Source organism: Bacillus sp. ISL-47 (assembly GCF_018613175.1).
Taxonomy (GTDB): Bacteria; Bacillota; Bacilli; order Bacillales; family Cytobacillaceae; genus Cytobacillus.
This window is the reverse complement of record NZ_JAGGQS010000072.1, coordinates 1-26,279: the sequence shown is the minus strand read 5'-3', so window position 1 is coordinate 26,279 and position 26,279 is coordinate 1. Positions and strand designations below refer to the sequence as shown.

Annotated in this window: 22 protein-coding genes and 1 other annotated feature; of the genes, 5 read left to right on the top strand and 17 right to left on the bottom strand. The window is 40.8% G+C overall.

The features are described 5' to 3' along the window. Positions 1-44 precede the first annotated feature (44 nt). The 6 genes from J7I93_RS22395 to sppA form a co-directional block, all read right to left on the bottom strand. On the bottom strand, positions 45-1,031 hold the full coding sequence (locus J7I93_RS22395; RefSeq protein ID WP_214728679.1) for a class I SAM-dependent methyltransferase: 987 nt from the start codon (positions 1,029-1,031) through the stop codon (positions 45-47). Positions 1,032-1,249: 218 nt separating this feature from the next. Then, positions 1,250-1,750, bottom strand: a complete 501-nt coding sequence (tpx, locus tag J7I93_RS22390) for a thiol peroxidase (protein WP_214728677.1) — start codon at positions 1,748-1,750, stop codon at positions 1,250-1,252. A gap of 128 nt (positions 1,751-1,878) precedes the next feature. Continuing rightward, a complete protein-coding gene (gene ytfJ, locus J7I93_RS22385; RefSeq protein WP_214728675.1) occupies positions 1,879-2,340 on the bottom strand; it encodes a GerW family sporulation protein in 462 nt (153 codons plus the stop codon). Positions 2,341-2,357: 17 nt separating this feature from the next. Next, positions 2,358-3,053, bottom strand: coding sequence for a DUF2953 domain-containing protein (locus J7I93_RS22380; RefSeq protein ID WP_214728673.1), 696 nt, complete (start codon positions 3,051-3,053; stop codon positions 2,358-2,360). A 100-nt stretch (positions 3,054-3,153) separates the two neighbouring features. Further along, the gene (locus tag J7I93_RS22375; RefSeq protein ID WP_214728671.1) at positions 3,154-3,732 is read right to left on the bottom strand and encodes an RDD family protein; all 579 of its coding nucleotides are present in this window, start codon (positions 3,730-3,732) and stop codon (positions 3,154-3,156) included. Positions 3,733-3,746: 14 nt separating this feature from the next. Continuing rightward, the gene (sppA, locus tag J7I93_RS22370; RefSeq protein ID WP_214728669.1) at positions 3,747-4,754 is read right to left on the bottom strand and encodes a signal peptide peptidase SppA; all 1,008 of its coding nucleotides are present in this window, start codon (positions 4,752-4,754) and stop codon (positions 3,747-3,749) included. A gap of 247 nt (positions 4,755-5,001) precedes the next feature. On the opposite strand from sppA, the gene J7I93_RS22365 reads away from it, so the two are divergent. Continuing rightward, positions 5,002-5,802, top strand: a complete 801-nt coding sequence (locus J7I93_RS22365; RefSeq protein ID WP_214728667.1) for an NAD kinase — start codon at positions 5,002-5,004, stop codon at positions 5,800-5,802. A gap of 73 nt (positions 5,803-5,875) precedes the next feature. Here J7I93_RS22365 and rarD read toward each other — a convergent pair whose 3' ends face one another. The 6 genes from rarD to J7I93_RS22335 all read right to left on the bottom strand — a co-directional run bounded on the left by rarD (position 5,876) and on the right by J7I93_RS22335 (position 13,346). Continuing rightward, positions 5,876-6,808, bottom strand: a complete 933-nt coding sequence (gene rarD / locus J7I93_RS22360) for an EamA family transporter RarD (protein ID WP_214728665.1) — start codon at positions 6,806-6,808, stop codon at positions 5,876-5,878. A 141-nt stretch (positions 6,809-6,949) separates the two neighbouring features. Beyond that, positions 6,950-8,551 (bottom strand): amidohydrolase, encoded by a 1,602-nt coding sequence (locus tag J7I93_RS22355; RefSeq protein WP_214728663.1) that lies wholly within the window; start codon positions 8,549-8,551, stop codon positions 6,950-6,952. Between the two features lie 92 nt (positions 8,552-8,643). After that, positions 8,644-10,233, bottom strand: coding sequence for an acyl-CoA synthetase MbcS (mbcS, locus tag J7I93_RS22350; RefSeq protein ID WP_214728661.1), 1,590 nt, complete (start codon positions 10,231-10,233; stop codon positions 8,644-8,646). A 388-nt stretch (positions 10,234-10,621) separates the two neighbouring features. Then, a complete protein-coding gene (locus J7I93_RS22345; protein WP_159863440.1) occupies positions 10,622-10,825 on the bottom strand; it encodes an alpha/beta-type small acid-soluble spore protein in 204 nt (67 codons plus the stop codon). Positions 10,826-10,995: 170 nt separating this feature from the next. Further along, positions 10,996-12,201, bottom strand: a complete 1,206-nt coding sequence (gene thiI, locus J7I93_RS22340) for a tRNA uracil 4-sulfurtransferase ThiI (protein ID WP_214728683.1) — start codon at positions 12,199-12,201, stop codon at positions 10,996-10,998. A 2-nt stretch (positions 12,202-12,203) separates the two neighbouring features. Beyond that, positions 12,204-13,346, bottom strand: coding sequence for a cysteine desulfurase family protein (locus J7I93_RS22335; protein WP_214728659.1), 1,143 nt, complete (start codon positions 13,344-13,346; stop codon positions 12,204-12,206). Between the two features lie 602 nt (positions 13,347-13,948). Here J7I93_RS22335 and brnQ point away from each other — a divergent pair. Continuing rightward, positions 13,949-15,292, top strand: coding sequence for a branched-chain amino acid transport system II carrier protein (gene brnQ / locus J7I93_RS22330; protein WP_214728656.1), 1,344 nt, complete (start codon positions 13,949-13,951; stop codon positions 15,290-15,292). Positions 15,293-15,344: 52 nt separating this feature from the next. On the opposite strand, the gene ezrA is transcribed toward brnQ, so the two are convergent. Next, entirely contained in the window at positions 15,345-17,030 is a 1,686-nt protein-coding gene (gene ezrA / locus J7I93_RS22325; RefSeq protein WP_214728654.1) for a septation ring formation regulator EzrA, read from the bottom strand. Between the two features lie 306 nt (positions 17,031-17,336). On the opposite strand from ezrA, the gene hisJ reads away from it, so the two are divergent. Then, a complete protein-coding gene (gene hisJ, locus J7I93_RS22320; protein ID WP_214728652.1) occupies positions 17,337-18,131 on the top strand; it encodes a histidinol-phosphatase HisJ in 795 nt (264 codons plus the stop codon). Between the two features lie 25 nt (positions 18,132-18,156). On the opposite strand, the gene refZ is transcribed toward hisJ, so the two are convergent. Then, on the bottom strand, positions 18,157-18,789 hold the full coding sequence (gene refZ, locus J7I93_RS22315; RefSeq protein ID WP_214728650.1) for a forespore capture DNA-binding protein RefZ: 633 nt from the start codon (positions 18,787-18,789) through the stop codon (positions 18,157-18,159). Between the two features lie 176 nt (positions 18,790-18,965). Here refZ and J7I93_RS22310 point away from each other — a divergent pair, with 176 nt between their 5' ends. Continuing rightward, complete coding sequence (locus J7I93_RS22310; RefSeq protein ID WP_214728648.1) at positions 18,966-19,445, top strand: GAF domain-containing protein; 480 nt, start codon at positions 18,966-18,968, stop codon at positions 19,443-19,445. Between the two features lie 48 nt (positions 19,446-19,493). Here the strand turns inward: J7I93_RS22310 and megL are convergent, their stop codons facing one another. Then, a complete protein-coding gene (gene megL / locus J7I93_RS22305; RefSeq protein ID WP_214728681.1) occupies positions 19,494-20,681 on the bottom strand; it encodes a methionine gamma-lyase in 1,188 nt (395 codons plus the stop codon). Positions 20,682-20,839: 158 nt separating this feature from the next. Then, positions 20,840-22,720, bottom strand: a complete 1,881-nt coding sequence (locus tag J7I93_RS22300; protein WP_214728645.1) for a sensor domain-containing diguanylate cyclase — start codon at positions 22,718-22,720, stop codon at positions 20,840-20,842. Between the two features lie 739 nt (positions 22,721-23,459). Here J7I93_RS22300 and rpsD point away from each other — a divergent pair. After that, positions 23,460-24,062 (top strand): 30S ribosomal protein S4, encoded by a 603-nt coding sequence (gene rpsD / locus J7I93_RS22295; RefSeq protein WP_214728643.1) that lies wholly within the window; start codon positions 23,460-23,462, stop codon positions 24,060-24,062. Between the two features lie 331 nt (positions 24,063-24,393). On the opposite strand, the gene tyrS is transcribed toward rpsD, so the two are convergent. Next, the gene (tyrS, locus tag J7I93_RS22290; RefSeq protein ID WP_214728641.1) at positions 24,394-25,653 is read right to left on the bottom strand and encodes a tyrosine--tRNA ligase; all 1,260 of its coding nucleotides are present in this window, start codon (positions 25,651-25,653) and stop codon (positions 24,394-24,396) included. A gap of 102 nt (positions 25,654-25,755) precedes the next feature. Further along, positions 25,756-25,982, bottom strand: a binding site (T-box leader). Between the last annotated feature and the right edge of the window lie 297 nt (positions 25,983-26,279).

Here is a 26,279-nt window from a genome sequence, read left to right as displayed (position 1 = left end):
TCAAATGACTAGGGCAGTCTAGCAGCACGGCTTCTTCCTTTTGTTTATTGTTTGCTTTCTTTATACCAGGCATCGATTTTCTTAAGGATTTTTTCCACTTCCGTTGTTTTCGATAAGCTTGGCAGATTAACCAGAAGTGCCTGTTTAGGAGGAGTAACCCCTTCCCCTTTCTTCTGGAGAATGAAAATGCTTTTAGCTGCCTTTTCATTTTTGAACATGGTAAGCGGGAGCTGCAATAGACCTTGTATATAAGCATTTTCCTTTAAGTACTCATGCAGCTTCGGGGCTTGTTCGCTTTCAAACATGCCATTTGGAATGATGAAAAATAAATAGCCTCCCGGCTTCACATGATTTATGCTTTGCTCGATAAACAGGTGATGGGAATAGGAATGTCCTTCATCTGCCTTTAGTTTATACTCTGCCGATCTGACATCATTTGGGTAATAGCCAATAGGCAGATCGCTGACCGCTGCATCTGCAGCTTCGATGAACAGCGGTTCCAGACTGTCCTGATTGAAAAACTGGATCGGATGCTCCTGCAGATTGGCATTAATATAGGCGAGCTTAATTAAGAGGTCATCAATTTCTATACCGGTAGCTTCAACTGTTTTATCCTTCTGGTGGTTCATCACTGTTGTCAATAAATTCCCAGTCCCCACTGCTGGATCCAAAAGGCGGAAAGACGTTTCCCGGACAAATTTATCAACCAAATAGCCAATCAGCATGCCCACAGCATCCGGAGTCATTTGGTGATTGGGCTGAACGTTTTCTTTCATTCCTTTTAAAATCGAAAGCTGAAAGGACTTTCTGATTTCCTCTTTTGTATAATCGCTCAAGTTAACAGATTCATAGCTCTTCTTTAGCCTTTTTACCGTCAGCTCGCTCAGTTCATCCTGAAGTATGCTTTCATGGAAAAGATTTTCGCCTGTCTCAGCAAGAGCTTCCAAATATGTACACTGCAGTTCTTCCTGCATGATTGTTGCCGTTTCATTAAAAATTGTAAATAAATCTTCAACCGGAGCTATTTTCACAGCATATTCCTCCCGTTCTTATTCTATTTTCTTATTTTAACGGGCTTTTGTGCCATTCACAAGTTTAGTGCTAAGATCAGAACTGGTTTATCCGCTAATATATTATTTTATCCGCGAAAAATGAAATATAACCAGATATTCTGATTTTATCCATCAAACGATTCTTTTAGCCCCCAAAACCAAAGCCCCGGAATAATATCCGGGGCTTCAGCATTTTATTATTTCGCTTGCTTGGCAGCTTCTACTGCTGCTTCGTAATTTGGATGATCCGTTGCTTCGCTTACGTATTCCACATAAGTAACAGTGTCATTTGAATCAACAACAAAAACGGCACGAGCCAATAGGCGAAGTTCTTTGATTGCAACTCCGTAAGCTTCTCCGAAAGATAGTTCGCGGTGATCTGAGACAGTTTGTACGTTTTCAATACCTGCTGCTGCACACCAGCGCTTTTGAGCAAACGGAAGATCCACGCTTACTGTAAGAATCTTTACATTGTCAAGCTTAGAAGCTTCTTCGTTAAAACGGCGTGTTTGTGCATCACAAACGCCTGTGTCAATAGAAGGAACCACACTGATTAAGCGAACTTGGCCTTTTGAATCAGCAAGTGTCACCTCTGAAAGATCGTTTGCCAACACCTTAAATTCAGGAGCTTTATCTCCTGCTTTCACTTCATTTCCAAGCAATGTTACCGGATTGCCTTTGAATGTAATAGATGCCATATAAATCATCCTCCTTAATCACTTATGTACAGTGTAAATCATATCTTTTCAGAATCTTTTTTGCAATTATAAAGGGTAGAAATTCAAGAAAAAAGTTAACTCCCCTTAGGAAAGTTAACTTCCTTCTGTTAAATATCAAGGTCTTTTTTAGGGCCATTATAGTCTTGGCTGTTCTGATTTTGGCTTTGCTGATTCCCATTGCTGTTTTCATTGTTCTTATTGAACATCTGCTGAATCTTATCGACAGCCTGAGGTGCAAGATCAAGAATTTTCTCATATAAATGAGTGCTTTCATCAAGGTGAACCATTTTTACACCATGGGAATTAACAATCAGAAACGCAATCGGGGTGATGGAGACGCCGCCTCCGCTACCTCCGCCAAAAGGGTGGCCCTTCTGCTCACCTGAAGGCCCGTCAAGCATAAACTCGCTTCCTCCTGCCGCAAAACCAAAACCTACCTTCGAAACAGTTAAAATAACACTGCCGTCTGGGGTTTCAACAGGGTCTCCAATTATGGTGTTAACATCAATCATTTCCTTCAAGTTTTCCATGGCAGTAGTCATAAGCCCTTGAATTGGATGGTCAGACATAAACTGCTCCTCCTCTTTTAGACAGATTTTGTACCATCATCAGATAAGGCAGAGAGCGGCTTTGTTTTAAAATCTGGCCGTCCGCCTTTCCAATATTTAATCAGTTTAATTCCTGCTAACATAGCATGCCCGACACGAAAATGAATCATACATGAAAAAGCTGTTTGTGAAACGGCAAATTGAAAATGGGGAGTAATCGTGATATCAGGCGGTGCTTTAAGCTTCATATAGTGACTGACCAACCCGATAATGCTGCCTTTAATCGCCCAAAGAGCTCCTGTAAGCATACCAGTATGGGCTGCATCTCCAATTCCTGCAAAGGTATGCCATTCAAGTTTCCTAATGGTCACATGGCGAAGGAAATTTCGGATGATCCTATGAAGTGATACAATATGGTTTATCATTTCTTTCGTATCATGCAAGCTATTAATAAGATCCTTTGCGGAGAATTGTTTCGTATCATTTTTTGTTGTATCTTCCTGCGGCCCGGCGGCTGTCTCTTCTTTAACGACAAGTGTTGGGGAGTTATCATCGACCTTTATAAGCGGGACTTCAATCTTGTATCTTATAAGCCCGAACCAGGCCTTGAATTGAATCTTTAAATGGTCATTATCATTTCCATGATAAAAGTGGAGTAATACTTTCAGCTTCGTTACTATAATCAAAATAAAAAGAAGTAGGAGGGCAATTACGGCGATCAGCAGCCACTTCACTTTTTTCACCCCTTTCAGCCTTGTATTATGCCCAATTGGATAAAAAAAAACCTGCCACCAATGGGTGACAGGCCTCTTTAAGTTACCTTATTATGGAATGCTATATCCGCCTTTCATGAACAACAGAGGTATCAGCAAAGAGATCATGAAGGCCTTGTTTTTTCGGAAGGAAGGCCACGATCACATAGCCAATGAAAATGGTAACGGATATAAAACGTCCAATCCATTCACGGAAAATAATCGTGCCCCATGTCAGCTTTTTGCCTTCAAGGTCAACTACCTTCAACCCAAAGACCATTTTACCAAGCGTCTGGCCAAAGAATTTCGTCATAAGCACGAAATAGGCGTAAAAAGTAATGGCTGTAGCAATGGTAATCGGCGCAAATAAACTGCTCTCATGTAAAGGGATATCCATTGCTCGAAAGATTGGATTGATTAAAATTCTATCAATACTGCCAACAACAACTAAATCTAAAAGATAAGCCCAAAATCTCATCCAAAATCCGGCAAACCTCATAGGATCTGCTGTTTTGTGTTCTGAGGGGAAGCTTCTTTGTTCAGCAGTCTGGGTATCCTCAACTGCCTTTTCATATTGAGCTGTTAATACATCCGCATCTTTCTTTTTATCCAACGGATCTGAATAAATAAACTCTTTCTCATTCGGGTCATTAGAAGTCATTTATTCGCACCTCCCTATTCAGCATAAAGATACATTAAGCGCGGTGAATTTGGCTGAGACAGCATTTTCATCAGCCCTGCCATTTCGAGATCCTCGCCCATGATTTTGCGCGCGCCCATGCTGAACATGGATCCGAATCCAAGATTCTCGGTATACTTTACAACCTGCGCACCTTTCAAATTATGGTCTTTCTTTATCTGTTCAATCACATCATCGTCATAGCCAAAACCATCAATCAGGTTCAATTCTTTCGCCTGGCGCCCGTCATAGATCCGCCCATCCGCAATTTCCTTTACCTTTTGGCTAGAAAGTCCTCTTCCATCAGAAATGACTTTAACAAAGCCCTCATAGGAATTGTCGATCATGGATTGAAGAATTTTTCTTTCTTCTTCCGTCATATCCCTGGTTGGACTCATGATATCTTTATAAGGTCCGCTTTTGACAGTAACAAACTCAACCCCATACTTTTCAGCCAAGCCGGCATAATTATAGCCTTGCATAATAACACCAAGTGAACCTGTCAATGTTTCAGGGCTGGCAAAAATTTTATCAGCTGGAGCTGAAATATAATAGCCTCCGGAGGCAGCCATGGAACCCATTGATATGTATACTGGCTTCTTTGTTTCCTTCTGGATTTCTACGATTTTATCATGAATTTCAGCGCTTTCTACTACACCTCCGCCTGGGGTGTTAACGCGAATGACAATGCCTTTTACTGCATCATCTTCTTTTACGTAATCGAGATTATCCATAAAGCCTTTGTGATTATACCCGGGACTCGCAAAAAAGGACGCTGCATCCCCTGTATCCTGAATAACTCCATTTACATCGAGGACTGCGACTTTTTTCATTGCATTTCCATCCTCTATCACTTCTTCCATAAAAGCCTCATTGCTGCCAAATAAATCGGTAACTGAACTTTCAATGTCTGTAAAAGCAAATGCCGTCATAAAATTGATCAGCACAGAAAAACCAAATAATACTACAGCAATCCCCAGAGCTGCCCAACGTTTTCCATTCATTGAATATCCTCCTTTTTCATCATCGCTCTCCATATCATAATCAGCAAAAAACCAAACTGACTGATTATCGTTACGGCAAACCAATCCGTCACATATTCTTCATACGTATTAACTTTTAAAATGTTTCAAAAACAGGTAAACTGAATTCAACAACCATAATCATAGCAAAATATGAATTATATGGGAAAGAAAATCCATATAAGTGTGAAATGGATTCTTATATAACCTATTGTTTGGAGGAATGAATATGCCTACCCGCCGCAACATATATTTTTATCATAAACGAGACGACGAAATGATGGAAAAAGTCAGCCCTCTTTACAATCTCGCCAGGGAATATGATTTTAAGATCGTAACTGATTACAAGGAAGCGAATATCATTGTAAGTATTGGTGGAGATGGAACGTTTTTGCAGGCAGTACGAAAAACCGGCTATAGGGATGATTGTTTATATGCTGGAATCTCAACTACAGGCAGCTTGAGCCTCTATTGTGATTTTAATTTGGACGATACTGCAAAAATGGTAGAAGCAATGACGAATGAACAAGTGGAAGTTAGGCGCTATCCAACCATCGATGTAACAGTTGATGACCAGACATCTTTTCAGTGCTTAAATGAATTCAGTATCCGGTCTGCCATTATAAAAACTTTTGTAATTGATGTATTTATTGATGACCTTCATTTTGAAACCTTTAGAGGTGACGGAATGATTGTTGCCACACCGACCGGAAGCACTGCCTATAACAAGTCTGTTAACGGCTCTGTAGTTGATCCGATGCTTCCTTGCATGCAGGTAAGCGAACTGGCATCTCTAAATAACAACCGCTATCGTACACTCGGATCCTCTTTTATCCTGAGCGGAAACCGCAAATTGACTTTAAGGGTTGTACAAGACGGCAACGACCATCCTACGATGGGCATGGACAATGAAGCTCTTAGCATCCAGCATGTAGAAAAGATTGACATAAAGCTAAGCGAAAAAATCATTAAAACCGTAAAACTAAAAGACAATTCATTCTGGGAGAAAGTGAAGAGGACATTTCTATAAGGAATTTGAAGTCTGTACTAACTTCCTTCTTAAGAGCAAAAAAGAGTTTCGCACATCCTGCGAAACTCTTTTTTTATATGCCAACATCCCTGCCGCGTTTCCATTTTGTTTCCAAATGAGCAAAAAGCTTTGTTCTTGAGATCGAATAAATGGTCAGTGCCAGCCAAATGAACATAAACGAAAGCAGATGAAGCTTTGTAAAATGCTCGTGGTACATAAACACACCAAGGATTAATGTGATTGTCGGAGCAATATACTGCAAAAATCCAAGCATGGACATCGGAATCTTTTGGGCGCCTTTTGCAAAGTACAGAAGCGGTACTGCGGTTGCCGCTCCAGCCCCAATAAGAAGCAAGTCGGTGCTCGATGAAACATTTAAGAAAGCTTGTTTTTCATTTACAAAAAGAGAAATCATATAAAGTATTGCTACTGGAGTCACCACGAGCGTTTCGAGCGTAAGGCCAATGGCAGAGTCTACTTTTATAAGCTTTTTCGTTAAGCCATAAAGGCCAAAGGATAGAGCCAGAACAAAAGCAATCCACGGGAAACGTCCGTAGCTTATGGTTAAGATCAATACTCCTGCAAACGCCAGGCCAAAGGATACATATTGTGCGGGGGAAAGCTTCTCTTTAAAAACCATCATTCCCAGCAGTACACTTACAAGCGGGTTTATATAATAGCCAAGGCTTGCCTCGATCATTTGGTCCGTGTTAACTGCCCAAATGTACAAAAACCAGTTTGTGCTGATTAACAGCGAAGCAATAACAAGAGCAAAAAGCTGCTTTCTGTTGGTCCGGAACCCTTTTAGTGTCGTAATGAAAGAGTGCAGCTTCTTTGTGGCCAGGAGAATAAACAGCATAAAGAGCAAAGACCAAATAACCCGGTTCGCTAAAATCTCATCTGCATTGACATGATTTAAATACTTCCAGTAAATCGGCAGGATTCCCCACAAAAAGTAAGCGAACCCGGCATAAAGTGCACCCATTTGGACTTCATTATTTTTCATTGTCATTGCCTCAATTCTTTCTAGTATCGAAATATTTATATTATAAGTCGAACGGAAAAATGTTGGCAATCTTTTTTTCTTTCCAAACGGTGCCAGCAGGTACCTATACCAGTTGAGCGAAGTGGTATAGGTACCTGGTACTTAAAATTTATGATCATAAACGATTTTGCCGTCAATTACCGTTTTGTCGACGGTTATACCGGCAATTTGCTGCTTTGATATTTTAAAGATATCTTCATTTAATATGGTAAAATCTGCAAGGTATCCTTCCTTAATTATTCCCCGGTCGTTCTCGTGAGATGCGGCAAAAGCACTCCCTTTGGTAAATAAGCTGACTGCCTCGTATACAGATAGTGCTTCGCTTGGATAATAAACTGTTTTATTGGGATCATCGATATTTGTTCTTGTGACAGCTGCATGGATGCCTAGAAGCGGATTGGCCGGTTCGATTGGCGCATCCGAGCCGCCTGCACAAGGTACCCCTTCCTCTAAAAGAGTTTTCCAGGCATAACAGTATTCCATGTTCTCTTCGCCAATGCGGTCAATCACCCAAGGAAAGTCGGAGGCTGTAAATCTTGGCTGGATATCCAGGATCAGAGGCAGTTTTTTAGCCCTGTCAATCAGGTCTTTTCGCAGAATCTGCGCATGGATTAGCCTGTCTCTGCCCATAAGTTCTAAAGGATGCTTTTCAATTGCATTTAATGCCATTTCAAAAGCACAGTCTCCAATTGTGTGAATGGCAACAGGCATTCCGTGCTTACGCGCTTTTTCCACAAGGCCATCAAGCTGCTCCTGCGAATAAATAGCGACTCCCGATGTTGAGGGGTCATCAGCATAAGGATGGCTTAACAGGGCTGTTCTTCCTCCAAGGGCTCCGTCAGCAAATATTTTCATTGCACCAAACTCTATATGTTCGCTCCCGCCCAAAAAGCTGCCGCCTTCCTCAACCATTTCTTTCACGACCTCGTGATGAACAAGAAGATGGGCGCGGAACGGCATTTCATCTTCCTCGATTACCTGCTTGAACGCCTGATAGGTTTGGGCGAAGCCTCCATAATAATTCAGATCCTCTGTATGTCCGCCTGTCAGTCCCAATTTATAAGCATCATTAATAGCTGCGTGAAGCGCCTTCCTTAAATAGTTTTCCGAAACAGTTGGAAGCACATTAAATAGAAGCTCCTGTGCCTGGTCTTTTAATAGTCCATTGAGCCTTCCCAGTTCATCTTTATCAATAACTCCCCCCGGAGGGCACTCTGTTTCTTCTGAAATATTGGCTTTTTGCAGGCCAAGCGAGTTGACTGCCAGTGCATGTCTACATACACGTTTAAGCATAACAGGGTGATTAGGTACATATTGATCCAGTTCTTGGGCGTAAATTGGTTCCGGCTGATCCCAAAGATTCTCGTTCCATCCTTCGCCTATTACCCATTCCCCTTCCTCAACTGTTTCTGCAAATTGCTTAACTGCCAATAAAACCTCCTGCTTGGAAGTATGTTTTGATAAATCGAGCCTGATCAGCCTTTCGCCATGCCCGACCAAATGCATATGGCTATCCACAAAACCCGGAAGCATTGTACTGCCACCCAAATCTATTTCTTCCTGTATCTCACCTTTATACTTTTCCTTTAAGAATTGGATACCACCAATTTCAATGATTTTGTTTCCTTTGGTAAAAACGGCTTCTGCCTGATGATTTTCTTGCTGAAGGGTGTAAATAGTACCCCCATGCCATAGCGTTCCCATAAATCTTTTCCCCTTTACCATCCTAAAATTTGATTTTCACATAGTATAACAAAAATACAGGCGGAATTCCCGCCTGTATTTTGTATTGCGATTTAGTTTTGTGCTGAGGCTGTTTCCGCTTCTTTTTTTCTTAATTCAACCCGCATGATTTTTCCTGATGTTGTTTTCGGAAGTTCGGATAAAAATTCAATTTTGCGCGGATATTTATATGGCGCTGTCAGTTCCTTCACATGCTCCTGGAGCGCAGAAATCAGATTAGGGTCGCTTCGGTCTACGCCTTCCCTTAATACCACAAAGGCTTTGACAATATTACCGCGCACCTCATCAGGACTTCCGACAACTGCACATTCAGCTACATACGGGTGTTTTACCAATGCATCTTCAACCTCAAAAGGTCCAATGGTATAGCCGGAGCTGATAATAATATCATCGCCTCTTCCTTCAAACCAGAAATAGCCGTCGTCATCTTTCTTTGCTTTATCACCCGTAATATAGTAATCCCCGCGGAATTGCATAGCAGTTCTTTCCGGATCTTTATAATAGTTTTTAAATAACGCAGGAGTTTCTATGTGGACAGCGATATCACCTACTTCGCCCACAGCACAAACTTCTCCGTCCTCATTGATAATTTCAACCCTGTTCCCTGGAGTCGGTTTGCCCATCGAACCAGCTTTAAGCTCCATCTCTTTTGTAATGCCAACAAGCAGCGTATTTTCTGTTTGGCCATAGCCATCACGCACGTTTACATTAAAATGCTTTTTAAATGTATCAATCACTTCGCGGTTTAGCGGCTCGCCAGCTGAAACAGCACTATGCAGCTCCGGAAGCTTATATTCATGGATATTGTCCACCTTTGCCATCAGCCTGTATTCTGTAGGCGTACAGCAAAGAACGTTTACCTTATAATCCTCTAAAAGCTGCAAATATTTTTTCGGCTCGAACTTCCCATTATACACAAGGCCGGTAGCACCTGAACCAAGGACGGAAAGGAACGGGCTCCAAATCCATTTTTGCCAGCCTGGGCCTGCTGTGGCCCATACTGTATCGCCTTCTTCAATGCAAAGCCAGTTCGGTGCAGCTGTTTTAAGATGGGCAAATGCCCAGCCATGTGTATGTACAACGCCTTTTGGATTACCTGTTGTACCCGATGTATAAGATAGGAACGCCATATCATCCCTTGTGGTATCTGCCAATGGCAGTTCGTCGGAAGCCTTGTTCATTTCCTCATCCAGTTGAATCCAATCCTCCGCTTGTCCGCCAATCACAAATTTCGGTATACTGGCTGCTTCCTTAATATTTTCAAATTGATCGACATATGGAAAATAACTTACAATACCTTTAACATCCCCATGATTAATTCGGTATTGAAGATCTTTTGTACGGAGCATTTCCGAACTTGGTATCACGACAATTCCGGCTTTTAGTGAAGCAATGTAGACTTGATATGCTTCAATCAGCCTTGGAACTATAATGAGAATAACATCTCCTTTTTGCAAACCATTTTCTAAGAAAACGTTTCCAATTTTATTCGCATTACGGAGAAGCTCCCTGTATGTAACCTCTTTTTTCTCTCCCTGCTCATTTTCCCATCTGATTGCAAGCTTGTCCCTATCCCCGGCATAACGCTCCATTTCTGATACGAGATTGTATTTCTCCGGTGCAATTAACTCTTCCCGTTTCATCAAATCTCCTCCTAACCATTTCTTTTCAGATGCCTCTCCCTAAGCTGCTGTTCTATAGAAATTATTATACTAAATTATTCTAAAATTTTAAATTATTTATTTTTTTCATAAATGTTTTCTGTCCTCAATTAGGCTATGTTAAGCCTGCCTGTTAATTCCTTCAAAAGCTCAGCGAACAGCGGGGCAGGTGTCCCTCTGTGCATGACTCACATTTTCCGCAGGACATATACTTACAATTATGAATATACATCGCACGAAGGATTTGTGAAGTTCTTGCTTTTTCAGTTCCATTATCAACTGCAAGGGTCACCATTGAGCCTTTAAACAAAACTTAAACATAAATAAGGAGCAGGAATGAATTCCTGCTCCTTGTAGCCATATTATTTAATTATTTTTGGAAACCGCCTAATTGCTGTTCAGCCATTTGAACTAAGCGCTTAGTGATTTCTCCACCTACTGAACCGTTAGCACGAGAAGTAGTTTCTGCACCAAGGTTTACACCGAATTCAGTAGCAATTTCGTACTTCATTTGATCTAGAGCTTGTTGAACTCCAGGAACTAGAAGTTGGTTTGAGCTGTTGTTGTTTGCCATGTGATTTCACCTCCTTGTGAGTATAGAATGTGTAGAATCACATGGCCATATTCAAATATTTACTGGTAATTTCTTTCAATTCTTTAAGTTGAATCATGTAGCATAGAAGCATGTTCCGATTATATAAATCAACAGATTGCCACAGCAATCAGCGAGATCATACCCAAAGGTTAAAATAAATCTTCAAAAGACTCTTCCTTGCCGGATTGAGGCTTAATAATCATCTTTTCTGTATTCTCAACTGCTTTTGCAATAAGAGGTTCGAAATCAACAAAGCTTTCAAAGTGACGGACTTTGTCCCGTTTCGGCTTTGTCTTTGGAGAAGCCGGAACAAAAACCGTACAGCAATCTTCAAACGGCCTGATGGATATATCATGTGTATCAATCTTTTGAGCAATCTCAATGATTTCGGATTTATCCATTGTGATTAGCGGCCTAAGGACAGGAGTGTTCGTTACGTCATTTATTGCGTACATGCTCTCGAGCGTCTGGCTGGCCACTTGTCCAAGACTTTCCCCTGTTATGATGGCAAGCCCGTCATTTTTCCTGCGGATTTCATCTGTAATTCGCAGCATTAGGCGCCTTGTTGCTGTCATTGTATAATTTTGGGGAACCTGCTGCTGAATCAGCTGCTGGATTTCAGTAAACGGAACAATATGCAGCGAAACCGCCCCTGTAATATTTGCCAATCTTTCTGTGAGATCAATAACTTTCTGTTTTGCACGTTCACTTGTAAAAGGCGGGCTGTAAAAATGGACAGCTTCTACTTCCAGGCCTCTTTTCATCGATAAATATCCAGCTACAGGACTATCGATCCCTCCGGAAAGCATTAACATCGCTTTGCCGCCGGATCCAGCCGGAAGGCCTCCTGCTCCTTGGATCGTTTCGCACGATAAGTAGGCTGCTTCTTCCCGAATTTCAATTTGGAGATTTATATCGGGCTTTTTAACATTCACCTTCAAGCCCGATACATTCTTTAGCAAATATCCGCCAAACTCATGATTGAGTTCGTCTGTATTTAAAGGGAAACTCTTATCAGCCCTTTTGGTTGTGATTTTAAATGTTTTTCCTTCTTCATAATTCTTTTTGAATAAGGCCAATGCTGCATCCTTCATGTCTTCCATATCTTTATTGGTTTTAACAGCGGGGCTGAAGGATTGGATCCCAAACACACCCTTAAGCCGTTCTGAAACCTCCTTGCCATCTGCACCATTCAGAATGACATACATACGGTCCCTCGTAGCCTCAATCTTGATTCCGGTAAAATCATGAAGCACATTGGATATGCTTTTCCTCAATTTATCTACAAACTTGTTGCGGTTCCTGCCTTTTGTGGAAATTTCTCCATATCTAATAAGTATTCGATCATAATTTATCATTATTTCATAACCTCTCTTAGCCGATTAACAGTCTCTTTCACTGCCTCTATAAAAGCTGCGGCTTCTTCAAGTGAATTTTCATAAGTTAAGCTTACCCTTATGGCACTTTTTGCATCTTTTTCCGGAACTCCGATTGCAATCAGAGTACTGCTGGCAGCCGCTTTCTTTGACGAGCAAGCACTTGTGGTAGAAACATAAATGCCCTTCTCTTCAAGAGCGTGGACAAATACCTCAGCTTTAAACCCTTTTATGGAAAAATTAATAATATGCGGTGCTGAATGGCTTTCAGGGGTATGGACAGTGATATCGTCCATTTTTCCGAGCTCTTCCATTAAATACTTTTTAATAGATAAAAGCCGATAAAGATATTTTTCTTTATTATTCATTGTAAGTCTTAATGCCTTTGCCATTGCCACTATGCCAGCTACATTTTCAGTGCCGCTTCTTTGCTTCCACTCCTGATTCCCACCCGAAAATAATGGTGAAAGAGTGATGCCATCACGGATAAATAGGACTCCATTCCCTTTTAAACCGTGAAATTTGTGGGCAGAAAGGGTACACAAATCGACATTAGCTTCATGAAGGTCAAGAGGAACCTTGCCAACTCCCTGAACATCATCCACATGGAACACAATTTTCGAATGCTTTTTCAGCAAATTGCCGATTTCTTTAATAGGCTGAATAGAACCTATTTCATTATTTACATGCATAACCGAAACTAATATCGTTTCGGATGTGATCTCTTTTTCTATTTCCTCTACACTTATTACTCCGCTGCTGCCTGGCGGTATAAAAGTAACGCGGTAGCCCAGGTCACTGAGCTGCGCCATGGTTTCCTTTACTGAAGCATGTTCTACTTCTGTAGTAATAATATGGCGGCCCCTGTTCCTGTGCATTAAAGCCGTACCCTTTAGAGCCAAATTATTGCTTTCTGTCCCTCCAGAGGTAAAATAAATCTCATTATGCTGGACATTCATCAAATGGGCAATTTGCTCTCTTGCCTGCTTTAAAAGCCTTTCTGCCTGACCTCCAATGCCATGCAATGAAGATGGGTTCCCGAAATATTCCGAGGAAACCTTTATAAATGAATCAAGCACTTCTTTATATGGTTTTGTTGTTGCACTGTTATCAAAGTAAATCATGGTCTTCTCCTTCCATTTCGAAAACCCTTTTGCCAACTTTAAATCATATCATAACCTGCTCCGAATGAAAACGTAATTAATTATATCCAGATAAATGAGTGATCATGAGAGGCAAATGGGGACTTTATTAAAGGCTCTTTACTTAAAGATTGTTGTTTTTAAATAGATTTTGTTTAAATAAAAACATTGATAAATAAGGTTGGTTGATTGAAGCGCAAGGTGCGAGACTCCGCGGGAGGAGTGGGACAGGTGAGACCCCACAGGTGCTGCGCACCGAGGAGGCTCACCGCCCGCCCCGCGTTCGCTGAGCATCCTGGAGTGGAAATCAAGCTCACCTCACTACTTGTTTAAAAAACAACAAAGTGGCGAAAACAGCCTTATTAAATTATTCATTTTTGCCCTTTTTTAGTAAATGAATGAATATATTTGTCTGTGGAAGGCTGTTAAATGGTAATCTTCCGGTACTGTTTTTCTGTTCGGATGTTATTATAAAATACAAAATATTAAGACTTCATTTTTATTCGACAAATTTCTCATAACGTATGCTAATATGAAAATGTTCTAAACATTAAGAAATAGAACCATCTTTCAGGAGGATATATATGGAGAATAAAACACTAACATCAAAGCAAATTCTAGCGGTTGGGCTGCTGTTATTTGCTCTTTTCTTTGGAGCAGGGAATATGATTTTTCCTCCTTTCCTGGGCCAGGAAGCCGGTACAAATGTATGGACTGCCATTTTTGGATTTTTGATTACAGGTGTTGGATTGCCGCTTTTAGGCATTATTGCAATAGCAAAAAATGGGGACTTACAGACAATCGCTAGCCGTGTGCATCCCTTATATGGATTAGTATTTACAATTGTCATGTATTTGGCCATAGGACCACTTTTTGGAATTCCGCGTACAGGGACTGTAGCTTATGAAATCGGTATTATTCCGTTCCTGCCTGAAACCGCTTCCAAAACTGGACTTCCACTATTTTTGTATACTGTCATCTTTTTCGGCATCACTGCCTGGCTTTCATTAAATCCTTCCAAATTAGTGGACAGGATTGGCAAGCTTTTTACACCGGCATTGCTTATTATTCTTGCAGTCCTTGTAATAAAAAGTTTTATTACACCGCTCGGCGATCTTAAAGCCCCACAAGGTGCATATGCGGATGGACCATTTTTCAAAGGATTTATTGAAGGTTATCTGACAATGGATACGATTGCAGCTCTTGTATTTGGGATCGTTGTAATCAATTCTATCAAAGGAATGGGTATTACAAATAAAAAGTCTCTTATGAAGATATGCATTACAGCTGGACTGATCGCAGCAGCAGGTTTAGCAGCGGTTTATCTTTCCCTTGCGTATATAGGGGCCTCCAGCATGGATGCTTTAGGAAAAATGGATAATGGGGGTGCTATCCTTTCTGCTTCTGCACAATACTTGTTTGGATCTGCAGGAGCAGCGATACTGGCGCTAGCAATCACGGTTGCCTGCCTGACAACTTCTGTCGGCCTTGTCTCTGCCTGTGCACAGTATTTCTCTAACCTGCTCCCTAAAGTTTCTTATAAAACCATTGTGGCCATTCTCTCTTTGTTTAGCATGATTGTAGCAAATATCGGTTTAACACAATTAATTCAAATATCCTTGCCAATATTAATCATGATCTACCCGCTGGCAATTGTGCTGATTTTGCTTTCCTTTATGCATAATGCATTTAATGGATACTCTTTGGTCTATATAGGTGCTTTAATTCCAACAGGCCTAATCAGTTTTATTGATGGACTAAAAACCGCTGGAATGGATGTAGCATTCATAACAGACCCTCTTCAATTCCTTCCATTCTTTGCCCAGGGGATCGGCTGGCTCGTGCCTGCCATCACAGGAGCGATCATTGGCTACTTTCTGGCATTGGCTTTCGGAGAATCCCAGAAAACTATTCATGTTCAGGACTAAGAGCAGCGAATCTACAATAAAAGACCAGATCCGGGTGGATCTGGTCTTTTATCTATTCTTTCATAATGTCTTCGATTTTCTTTATAGCTCCCGGATCCACCTCTTCTATAGAAGAAGCAGCCTGTTCCAGCGCTGTTTTATAATCATAGCTCCTAAACGAAGATTCCGCTTCTTTAAGGCCTTTATCTATGGACGGATATCTGCTTCTATATCTGTTTCCATACTGAATTACTTTCTCTGCAAGCAGAATGGTCTCTATCATGTCATTGGTAGAGTCAGCAGCCTTGTCTACCGTAAGGACAGCCACTTCAAGATACTGCTGGACAGCAGGGATGTTTAATGGTTTCTCATCCAGCTTCGCCAGCACATTGTCTATGCTTTCTTTTGCATCCTGGATCAAATACTTATATTCCTGTGAAACGCCAGGAACATTGTTTTTAGAAATAAGCCTCATAGTCTCGGATACTTTTTTGGTTAACTCTTTTACCATTTCCCTGGCAGACAGTTCATCTTTTCTTAATGCCTGGAGTTTTTCTGCGAATGCAGCTTGTTCGTCCGAGATTTCTTCAAGCTGTTCCTTTACTTCAGCAAGCTCTTCCCTTAAAACAGTGTGAGGAGCGCTTTTGCTATTAATTTTATGATCCAGCACTTCGAATTTTTTAAAGAGCTGGGATAATTTTTTTTCTAATTGCACTTGAACTTCCAGGTCCTTATCTGTAACATGGTAGCTCTGCTGGACAACCGACATTTCCGCCTTCAGATGGCTATTAATGTCCTTATTATTATATAGCATGTTTCTTGTTGATTCATCTTGCTGGCTTAGGTAATGTCTTGCATGGACTTCTTTTTCAAGAAGGTCGTATAGAAGATCAATTTTATCTTTAATTTCATCAACGCCTTTTTGGACTTCAGCCGTCTCTGCTTTGTCAACACAGCCGGCGTATGCAGCCACTTCCTGTACAAGACGCTCAATTTCATTTTCCATTTGCAAATGCTCCAGGATATAGCCTTGTTCAAGCATCTCCTTGTATCCATCCTTCAATTCTTCCAGCTGTGATGGAATTTTGGATTGGCATTCCACCATTAAGTTTGGAATTGCCTCCATTTTGCTTTGGGCATCCTCCAGCAGCGCTTTAATCATTAGGAGTGTTTCACGTGCTTCAAGATAGTTGCCCTTCTCTGTCTTTTCATCAAATTCTTCAAACTTCCCTAAAGCCTCATCAAGCTGTGTTTCAAGAAGAGTTTCTGCTTTTCCGAATGTATGGCGATGGGCAAGCAATGACTTCTTGCATTCTCGGTACATATCCTTCAATTCTTCAATTTCCGCCCTGTTTTTCTCTTCGCTCCCAACAAGCTCATTCAATTCGCCAAGCAATTTTTTAATACTCTCTTCAATTTCATATAAACGCTTTTCGATTTTCTGCTGAATTTCCTGGGCTTTTTTGAAACGGTATTTATCGATGTTCTCTTCTGCGTCAAATAAATATTCCTCAACATCAGGAAGCTGTGTTGTAACAATTTCGTCCCACTCGTTTCTCCAGCGTTCAAACAACTCCTCGGTCTGGCCTGTCATATTCAGCTTTTTAACCCTTGACATTTCATCTAGAACAGGGCGATCTGTAATATCCATCTTCCACGTTTCAAGCCTGTCAATTTCTTTATAATGCTTTTTCTTCAAAAAATATCCCGTCAGATATAGGCATATAAGTATGACTATACCTCCAATTATGTATTCCATGTTAAAGCCCCCTGTTCTGTTCCCGAGCCGATATGTATATGTATAGGATTTTATTGCATGTTATTTTCAATGTTTTTATGATACCATGTAAACGACATTTTTTGACTATTTATTTCATATTTTTATGAATTTGTTGCGTTTATCGGTTGGCAGTTTTATCATTTGATTGGTATTTTTCAGAAGCAAGAGAAACGAACAAGCCACTCGCCATCTCCTTTATTGAACAATATGAGATTCTCAATTACAACCAATTCGCTTTTTATTGCTTATTTCCTCCCTACTTCTAAAAGAAAGGTGATATTCCTTATGATAAAAGACGGCCACATTCACACATCATTCTGTCCGCACGGTACAAAAGACCCTTTGGAAGATTATGTCGAAAAAGCATTGGAGCTTGGCTTCAAGGAAATTTCCTTTACTGAACATGCCCCTTTGCCTGAAAGTTTTATTGACCCTGCACCAGCCTCTGACAGTGCCATGAGGCAGGGAGATCTCGAACAATACTTTGAAGATATTTCAAGGATCAAAGCGGCTTATAGAGGAAAAATAAAAATTAACGCTGGGCTCGAGGTGGATTTCATAGAAGGCTTTGAACAGGAAACCAAAAGCTTTCTGAATAACGCAGGAAAATATTTGGATGATTCCATCTTATCTGTCCACTTTTTAAAGCACGGGAACAAATACGAATGCCTCGACTATAGCCCGGAAGTTTTTGGAAAAATGATCGAGCAATACGGTTCAATAGAAGCATTATACACCAATTACTTCCGTACTCTGCTATTATCGGTCCGATCTGATTTGGGTCTATTTAAACCTAAAAGAATTGGCCATATTACACTGGTTAAAAAATTTCAAAAAAAATATCCCATTAATAGGGAATTTAAGGGAGAAATCCTGCAATTGCTTGAGGCAGTAAAAATGCAGGGTTATGAGCTTGATTATAATGGAGCAGGTTACTCCAAGCCCCTTTGCAGGGAACCATATCCTCCTGATTGGGTTGCGGGAGAAGCTGTCAAAAAAGGGATACCGCTAATTTATGGTTCAGATGCGCATCAGGTAAAGGAAATGGGCCAGGGCCGCAGTGTCATGAAATACCTCTGATTGGTTTTAACTGTTAAAGACAGTATTACAACACTGCAGCATATGGTTTACCAGCATGATGATTGCATAGAACACCATCAATCCAATTGAAGATCTCCTTTGTGTATTTCTCTGCGAAGTATCTTTCGTGCGGGAACACATGCAGGACTTCCGACATATAATGGGTATTCAAAAACGGCATGGATAATAGTCCTTTTAATTGGATAATCATATAATTGGCAGTATGGGCCCGAAACTCTTTCGTTTTCATGCCGCGTTCCAGCACTTTACTGAAATAAAATTTTTCCTTAGCCAAATAAGTGGACATAATTTCCCGGACCACCTGTGAATCAATGGATACTTCGCGGAGAATAAGCCTGGTCAAATGGCTATTGTCAAATTGGTAAGCCATGATATTCTCCGCTATTTTCTTCAAGCTGATGGCTGCTCCTTGATCCATCAGAGAAAAGCCCCTCTCAATCTCCTGAATATAGCCTTCAAAAAAAGCAGTGAAGCAGTATTCAAGCAATCCATGTTTGTTATCAAAGTAGTATGATATGTTTGCTGGATTGGTTTTTGCTTTCCCGGCAATATCCCGAATGGATGTCCCGGAAAAACCCTTCGTATTAAATAGGGATATAGCAGCCGCAACAATCGCCTCTTTAGAATTTTTCCTCACCGTTCCCGCCTCGCTTTCTTTAGTCAAATTCACCTTAATACGCGGATTAGTTGTTATAATTAAACATTCTTGCTAAAATCGTCTTATCCTTTTTTAAATTCTCGACAATGTCCTCCTTATTTCCTGCGTTTCTGCCAGGAAATTCACATATTTTTAAGAGAGTAAGGTGAATAGTGATGTTTAATGTCGAATCATACCGGGGAACCCGTGAAGAAAATTATAAATTGGTCATCAAACAGCTTTCTGCATTGCTTGAAGGAGAAAAGAACCAAATTGCCAATCTTAGCAATGCATCTGCACTGCTCAATCAATTCCTTGGCCGTACAAATTGGGTAGGATTTTACCTGATGGAAGAAGGAGAACTTGTGCTTGGGCCTTTTCAGGGACTGCCTGCCTGTGTAAGGATTCCACTTGGAAAAGGGGTCTGTGGAACGGCAGCCAAACAAATGGAAACTGTACGTGTAGAAGATGTCCATCAATTCCCTGGACATATTGCCTGCGATGCGGCTTCTGAGTCGGAAATCGTTGTTCCTCTTATCAAAGACGGGAATCTGCTAGGGGTTTTGGATATTGATTCACCTGAAAAAAACCGCTTTGATGAACTCGATCAGGAATACTTAGAAGAATTTACAAAAGTACTGGCATCCTACCTATAACAATAAAGGAGATGATCCCATAAACAGGACATCTCCTTTTTGTATATGTTAAATTCTTTCAAGCGCCTGGGCCAGATCATCACGGATATCTTCCCATGATTCAAGACCAACCGAAAGTCTCAACAATGTATCTTCAATCCCCATACGCTCCCGGGATTCTTGTGGCACAACCGCATGGGTCATGGTAGCCGGGTGCTGGATCAATGTCTCGGCATCTCCAAGACTCACAGCAATTTTGATTAGCTTTAGCTCATTCATAAATGCCTGGGCTGTTTCTTTATCTCCTTTTAAAGTAAATGAAATCATCCCGCCCGGTTTCCTCATTTGTTTTTGCATGATCGCGTACTCGGGATTATTCCTGTCCCCCGGAAAATAAATCTTTTCGACTTTTGGATGTTTCAATAGATATCCCGCAAGCTTCTCAGCGTTCTCGCAATGGCGGTCAAGCCTTACAGCAAGCGTTTTTAACCCTCGGAGGAGCAGCCAGGCATCAAATGGAGAGATAATTCCCCCAATATCTTTTTGAGTGGTCATTGACACTTTATCCAAGAATTCTTTTGGACCTATGACAATCCCTGCCACGACATCCCCATGGCCCCCTATATACTTTGTCGCACTGTGAATAACGATATCGCAGCCCAGTTCGATCGGATTCTGTAGATAAGGGGAACAGAAAGTATTATCGACTACAACAGGTATTCCTTTCTCTCTCCCTACTTCTGCAACCATTTCCAAGTTTACCAGTTTCATTGTTGGGTTAATCGGCGTTTCCACATAAATGCAGGCAGTCTCAGGTTTTATTTCCTGCAGAAGCTGTTCTTTTGATTCCATGGCGGAAAAATCATGGCTAATTTTATATTTTTCATTCATCATCTCCAGCAAACCAAATGTGCATCCATAAACGCCCTGAGAGCATAATATGTGATCCCCTGTTTTAGTTAAAGCAAATAGCACTGCAGATACCGCAGCCATGCCAGAACCAAAAGCAAGTGCAGATTCTCCCTTCTCAAGGGCTGCCATTCTGTCTTCAAGCATTTTAACCGTCGGATTGCCAAGACGTGAATAAATATATCCTTCCTCTTCACCAGCAAAGCGCTTTTCGCCTTGCTGTGCAGTTTCAAATGTAAAAGTTGATGTTTGAAAAATTGGCGGTGCTAGGCTTCCATTAAACCTTTCTGAATCATAACCTTCATGGATAACCTGTGTCTCAAACTTTACATGATGTTTCCTTTCCATCATAACTCTCCCTTTCGATGTAAACGCTTTCATTAATTTCTATAAAAAAAAACCTCTCTTTCAGCATATGATAATTGCCTACCTTTTGAAAGTATTTTGTTTTAAAAAATACCATCTTAATATAGAAAAAGGGACTGCCTGCGCTATTATGGCAACCCCTAAATAAATGAATTTTCAGCCGACTCAATAACTGCTTTATTTTTACCTGAATGCTTTGCAGTATATAATGCTCGATCTGCTCTCTTAAATAAGGCTGGATAGGTGTCTTTCCGTCCCCTGCACCAATATGAGACTCCACATGAAATGGTCACTTGAGGATTCGAGCTTTCATATACCTTTTTAACGAGCCTTTCAGCAATAATTGTCCCTGATGCAAGTGAAACACCTGGAAGGTAAACAGCCAGCTCCTCGCCACCCCATCTAGCACCTATATCAGTGCCGCGTATATTCCCATTCATTACATTTGCGACCTGGATAATAACATCATCGCCAACCTGATGCCCATACGTATCATTTATCGTTTTAAAGTCATCAATATCAATCAGCATAAATGTTCCTTCATGGTCTTGATTCATTGATTGATGTATACGGTCGTCCAAATAGCTCCTGGAGTAAAGCTTTGTTAAATGATCTGTCACAACCATCTTTTCCAGCTCTTCCCTTAACATTGCATTGGTGAAGGCTAAAGTGGAATGATGGATCAATGATTGCAGCAGTTTAAAAGTTTCAAATGAAAAATGGTAAGGAGAGCGGTGCAAGACTAGCGCAAATCCCTTTAATGTACCTGATTGGGCCATTGGCACCGCCATAATGGATTTAAAATGAGAAATCGGTTTCTGGCTTTGCAGGCTGAAATCCCCAATAAAAAGAGATTCGCGCTCCTGAATGATTTTTTCCTTAATATACCGAATATAAGGATCCGCATCATTAGTGTGAAAGAAATCAGTACTCCCATTCATTACACTTGTATGGACGCCTTCCTCAGATACCAGAATAAAACCAGCTTCTTCGGCGTCAAATGAACGCAAGATTTGCTCTGACATAAACGTCATCGTTTCCGTCAGACGCAAATTTGAATTCAGGCGATGGGAGGTTTCATTGATTAATTGAAGGTCTGCTATTAGGCGCTTGGATTGTTGATAAAGCTGTGCATTTTCAAGTGCACTTCCTGCCGTATTGGCAAGCAGTGTGATAAACTCAACCTCATTTTTAGGAAACATGAGGGTATTTGGAGCGATCACTTGAAGGACTCCATAAACCCCCTGTTTTCCTTTTAACGGGGCATAAAGGACCGAGCGCTTTTCCTGAACGGAATCTTCAAATTGAGCAGCCCCTGTGACATAGGCCTGCATGGCTGCTATATTTTCGCTGTCATATTCCAGATCCCTAATCGGCAAATCTCCGTGATTACTATTGTCCTGCGATAATAATAGATAATAGGTAAAGGTAGGATATACTTCCTGCAAGGTATAAATGATCTCTCCCAGCACCATATCCATATTCATTGAAGAGTGAAATTTTTCAGTTACCCGGTAAAGCTGTTTATACCGTTTTTCTTCCGATACAATCTTGGCAAGCCCATTGGCTTTATCTAAAAATTGCCCGCACTCTCTGCTAAGCTCCTGCAAAATATTTTCTTGCAGGGATTTGAAAGGTTCCTGTTCCCCTTTGAGGATCATACTGCCAAGTAATTGGTCACCCTTCATTAATGGAAGGATTAGTTCCTCCCTCTGGGTACCTGTGTCCGTCCTGCCGATTTTCCTGCTTTTCCTTACCTGTGACTTGAGGTCGGCACAGGAAATAACAGGGGGCCCAGCGCTTGCCTGATAGCCGGGATTAGTCGAAGCTTCTACAAAAAACTCCTGTTTCCATTCATTCCAGCCATATAAAATAATTTCTTCCGCACCGCTCAGAGTTTTTATGGCCGAAAGCATTTCAGCCAGCAGTTTTTCATAATGAAAAAACCCGGTCTCTGTATCGATAATATCAAAGAAACGGCTTTTCAATTTAAAAATGATTTGGCGTTCGAGCGTATCCATCTCCATCATCACCTATCAACTGTTTCAGATCAGGAATTATTAGATCAATAAGAACATTATAGCTAACCAGACTATTCTATTTCGAAAACTTTATGGCTATTTCGTATCAATTTTCGTAATTTTAATATCTTCTTCAGTAAGTATCAGCCAAAGCAGCAGGCCATCGCAAAACCTTCTATTTAAAAGGCTGTTTTCGTAAAGTTTGTTGCTTTTGAAAAATCATACATCGTCTATAAAATAAACACAAAATTAAAAAAAGCGTATCCGCTTTTCATTTCTTCCTTTATTCATTAAAACCACTTCTGCATCTATTCCAATTTTTTCTTTATTATATCATATCTTTCCAAATGGCTCTTTAGTTGTTTAATAATTTCACGCAAAAAATAGCATAGTGCTTATTTCTCATATATAATTGCATATACCTTTCAATAATCTTAGAGATAAATAAGCGATAACACCTTGACTTATATCCAATAAAAATTATATAATACTCCTTGTGTAAAATATTGCAGCCTATGTGAGCACCTTGATGTACTCATTTTGTTCCTCAACCAGAGCTTTGAAGTTAGTTTTGTGCAGCTTCAGGCGTCATCGGCGACAAGCAATCTGGGGATGGGGTACTGTGTAACCCTCTGCTGCTAGGGCGAAGGTACATGAAAACAAAATGGTCTTGATTGTTGTGCACATCTGTTTCTGTTTTTATTTTACCAAAATAAAAACACAAAAGGAGGAGTCTTAAATGGCTCGTTATACTGGTCCAAGCTGGAAATTATCCCGCCGCCTTGGAATCTCTCTAAGCGGTACTGGTAAAGAATTAGAAAAGCGTCCTTACGCTCCTGGACAACATGGTCCAAACCAACGCAGAAAATTATCTGAATACGGATTGCAATTGCAAGAAAAGCAAAAGCTTCGTCATATGTACGGAGTAAATGAGCGTCAATTCCGTAACTTATTTGACAAAGCAGGCAAAATGCCTGGTAAACACGGTGAAAACTTCATGATTCTTTTAGAATCACGTCTTGACAACGTTGTATACCGTTTAGGTCTTGCACGTACTCGCCGTCAGGCTCGCCAGCTTGTTAACCATGGCCACATCATGGTTGATGGAGCTCGTGTTGATATTCCATCATACCGCGTTGCACCTGGTCAAATAATCACACTTCGCGAAAAATCTCGCAACCTTGACATCGTTAAAGAAGCAATCGAAGTTAACAACTTCGTTCCTGACTTCGTATCTTTCGATGCAGACAAGCTAGAAGGAACTTTCACTCGTATGCCTGAGCGTTCTGAACTTCCAGCTGAAATCAACGAATCTCTAATCGTTGAATTCTACTCTCGTTAATATTCATTTAAAAACTGCCGATATATGTCGGCAGTTTTTTTGTTTTTAGGAAATAATGAGGTGGAGTTTCTAGAAGCATAAATGGGTAGGAATGGGATAGCTCCCTTGTTTGATTCAGAATTATCTTCGTCGATCAGTAGGATTAACTACCTTTTTTTAATCTTCAGGGCTGTTACCGTCGTTAATCAGCATGATTAACTACCTGGATCGGCACTAATTGGTGAGATTAACTTCCATATCTTATATTTAGCGCTATTATCATTGTCAATAACCTGAATGGTGCCAAATGTGAACACAAGAAAAGCCCTCCTTCAACCGGAGGGCTTTCTTTTTAGTACTTAATTAAGAAATATTTTTTCTTTCCGCGGCGAATGACGGTAAATTGGCCTTCAATCCTGTCTTTTTCCGAAAGAACGTAATCAAGCTCTGTTACACGCTCACCATTGACAGAAACGGCGCCATTTGTAACATCTTCACGGGCCTGGCGCTTAGACGATGAAATCTTCGCAGCAACCAGCAAGTCAACGATTCCGATTTCTCCACCCTCTGAATGCTCATAGGAAGGAACATCCTTAAAGCCTTGTTTAATCTCAGAAGCAGAAAGATTCTTAATATCCCCGCTGAAAAGGGCAGCAGTAATTTTAATTGCCTGCTCCAAGGCTTCATCACCATGGATCAGGCGAGTCATTTCTTCCGCAAGGGCTTTCTGTGCTTTGCGAAGATGCGGTTCTTCCTGAACAGCTTTTTCAAGCTCTTCAATTTCTTCGCGAGATAAGAATGTGAAAAACTTTAAATATTTAATAACATCAGCATCAGCAGTATTAATCCAGAATTGGTAGAACTCGTATGGAGATGTCTTTTCTGAATCAAGCCAGATTGCTCCACTTTCCGTTTTCCCAAACTTGGTTCCATCTGCTTTTGTTACAAGCGGGATTGTCAGGCCATAAGCTTTCGAGCCTTCCGGTGCCATTTTACGGATAAGTTCAAGTCCTGTTGTAATATTGCCCCATTGGTCGCTTCCACCAATTTGCATCTTGCAGTTATGGTTCTCATATAAATGAAGGAAATCCATCGCCTGCAAGATCGTGTAAGTAAATTCAGTGAAAGAGATGCCTGTTTCCAATCTCGAGGAAATCGTATCTTTTGCAAGCATGTAGTTGACACCGACATGCTTTCCGTAATCGCGGAGGAATGTTACGATATCCATTGATCCTGCCCAGTCATAGTTATTCACCATGATGGCTCCATTTTCACTATCAAAGTCAAAGATTCTCTTTAATTGACTCTTGATACAATCCACATTATGCTGAACAGTCTCAAGAGTCTGCAGCTTGCGTTCCTCGCTTTTGCCGCTCGGATCTCCAATTAAACCAGTCGCACCTCCAACAAGAACGATTGGACGGTGTCCTTCTTTTTGAAAACGCCTTAAAGTCAAAAATGGCAGGAGATGCCCAATATGCATACTGTCTGCGGTAGGGTCCACACCACAGTATAAAGAGACCTTTTCTTTATCAAGAGTATTCTGGATCCCCTCTTCATCTGTTTGCTGATAGACGATCCCTCTCCATTGCAAATCTTCAAGTAAATTCATTGGTAAATTCCTCCTAGATTAAACTGTAACGAAATAGTTAAAAGGTAGTTCCACAGGCAAAGATGGGAGCGATTTCCACATACAAAAAGCGCCCCTGCACATAGCAGGGACGCATGATTTAAATTGCGCGGTACCACCCAAATTGAGGACAAAAGCCCTCCACTCTTTCCATGATAACGGATTAACCGTTCACTGCTATGACTGCTGTGCAGGTTGACAGTGAAAGCTCAGGGAGGTAATTCATCCTTCTATTTGTACCGGCTCGCAGCGGCCGCCGGCTTTCTGAAACAGGGATAGAAGCATTACTGGGTTCCCATCAATGCCCATATAGTATTATTGAAAAAGAAATTTTGTTTCTTACGTCTATGACTAAGATAAACCATTTTTATCATAAAAATTAGCCTAATGTCAAATACCTTTTCAAAAAAAGGAAATTTCAGATAAATGGCGAACCTTGTCAATTAATATGTCGCAATATTGCAGATTAACGGGCAGTAACTTCAGAATAGTAGTCTTTTAGTTGGTAATCAGTCAGGTTTCCGAACAACTGCCCGTAAAAGCCCGATTGGTTCAACTAACCAACAGCGGAAAACACGCTGTTGGAAGTTTCACTTTAGTCTATAATA

Excerpts from the sequence above, each read along its gene's own strand:
- megL (WP_214728681.1), bottom strand. The coding sequence starts at position 20,681 with ATGGAAAGGAAACATCATGTAAAGTTTGAGACACAGGTTATCCATGAA.
- J7I93_RS22300 (WP_214728645.1), bottom strand. The coding sequence starts at position 22,720 with ATGGATACGCTCGAACGCCAAATCATTTTTAAATTGAAAAGCCGTTTC.
- mbcS (WP_214728661.1), bottom strand. The coding sequence starts at position 10,233 with ATGAAACGGGAAGAGTTAATTGCACCGGAGAAATACAATCTCGTATCA.
- tyrS (WP_214728641.1), bottom strand. The coding sequence starts at position 25,653 with ATGAATTTACTTGAAGATTTGCAATGGAGAGGGATCGTCTATCAGCAA.
- J7I93_RS22335 (WP_214728659.1), bottom strand. The coding sequence starts at position 13,346 with ATGATTTACTTTGATAACAGTGCAACAACAAAACCATATAAAGAAGTG.
- rpsD (WP_214728643.1), top strand. The coding sequence starts at position 23,460 with ATGGCTCGTTATACTGGTCCAAGCTGGAAATTATCCCGCCGCCTTGGA.
- J7I93_RS22365 (WP_214728667.1), top strand. The coding sequence starts at position 5,002 with ATGCCTACCCGCCGCAACATATATTTTTATCATAAACGAGACGACGAA.
- J7I93_RS22310 (WP_214728648.1), top strand. The coding sequence starts at position 18,966 with ATGTTTAATGTCGAATCATACCGGGGAACCCGTGAAGAAAATTATAAA.
- sppA (WP_214728669.1), bottom strand. The coding sequence starts at position 4,754 with ATGAATGGAAAACGTTGGGCAGCTCTGGGGATTGCTGTAGTATTATTT.
- rarD (WP_214728665.1), bottom strand. The coding sequence starts at position 6,808 with ATGAAAAATAATGAAGTCCAAATGGGTGCACTTTATGCCGGGTTCGCT.
- hisJ (WP_214728652.1), top strand. The coding sequence starts at position 17,337 with ATGATAAAAGACGGCCACATTCACACATCATTCTGTCCGCACGGTACA.
- brnQ (WP_214728656.1), top strand. The coding sequence starts at position 13,949 with ATGGAGAATAAAACACTAACATCAAAGCAAATTCTAGCGGTTGGGCTG.
- ezrA (WP_214728654.1), bottom strand. The coding sequence starts at position 17,030 with ATGGAATACATAATTGGAGGTATAGTCATACTTATATGCCTATATCTG.
- J7I93_RS22355 (WP_214728663.1), bottom strand. The coding sequence starts at position 8,551 with ATGGGAACGCTATGGCATGGGGGTACTATTTACACCCTTCAGCAAGAA.
- J7I93_RS22375 (WP_214728671.1), bottom strand. The coding sequence starts at position 3,732 with ATGACTTCTAATGACCCGAATGAGAAAGAGTTTATTTATTCAGATCCG.
- J7I93_RS22345 (WP_159863440.1), bottom strand. The coding sequence starts at position 10,825 with ATGGCAAACAACAACAGCTCAAACCAACTTCTAGTTCCTGGAGTTCAA.
- ytfJ (WP_214728675.1), bottom strand. The coding sequence starts at position 2,340 with ATGTCTGACCATCCAATTCAAGGGCTTATGACTACTGCCATGGAAAAC.
- tpx (WP_214728677.1), bottom strand. The coding sequence starts at position 1,750 with ATGGCATCTATTACATTCAAAGGCAATCCGGTAACATTGCTTGGAAAT.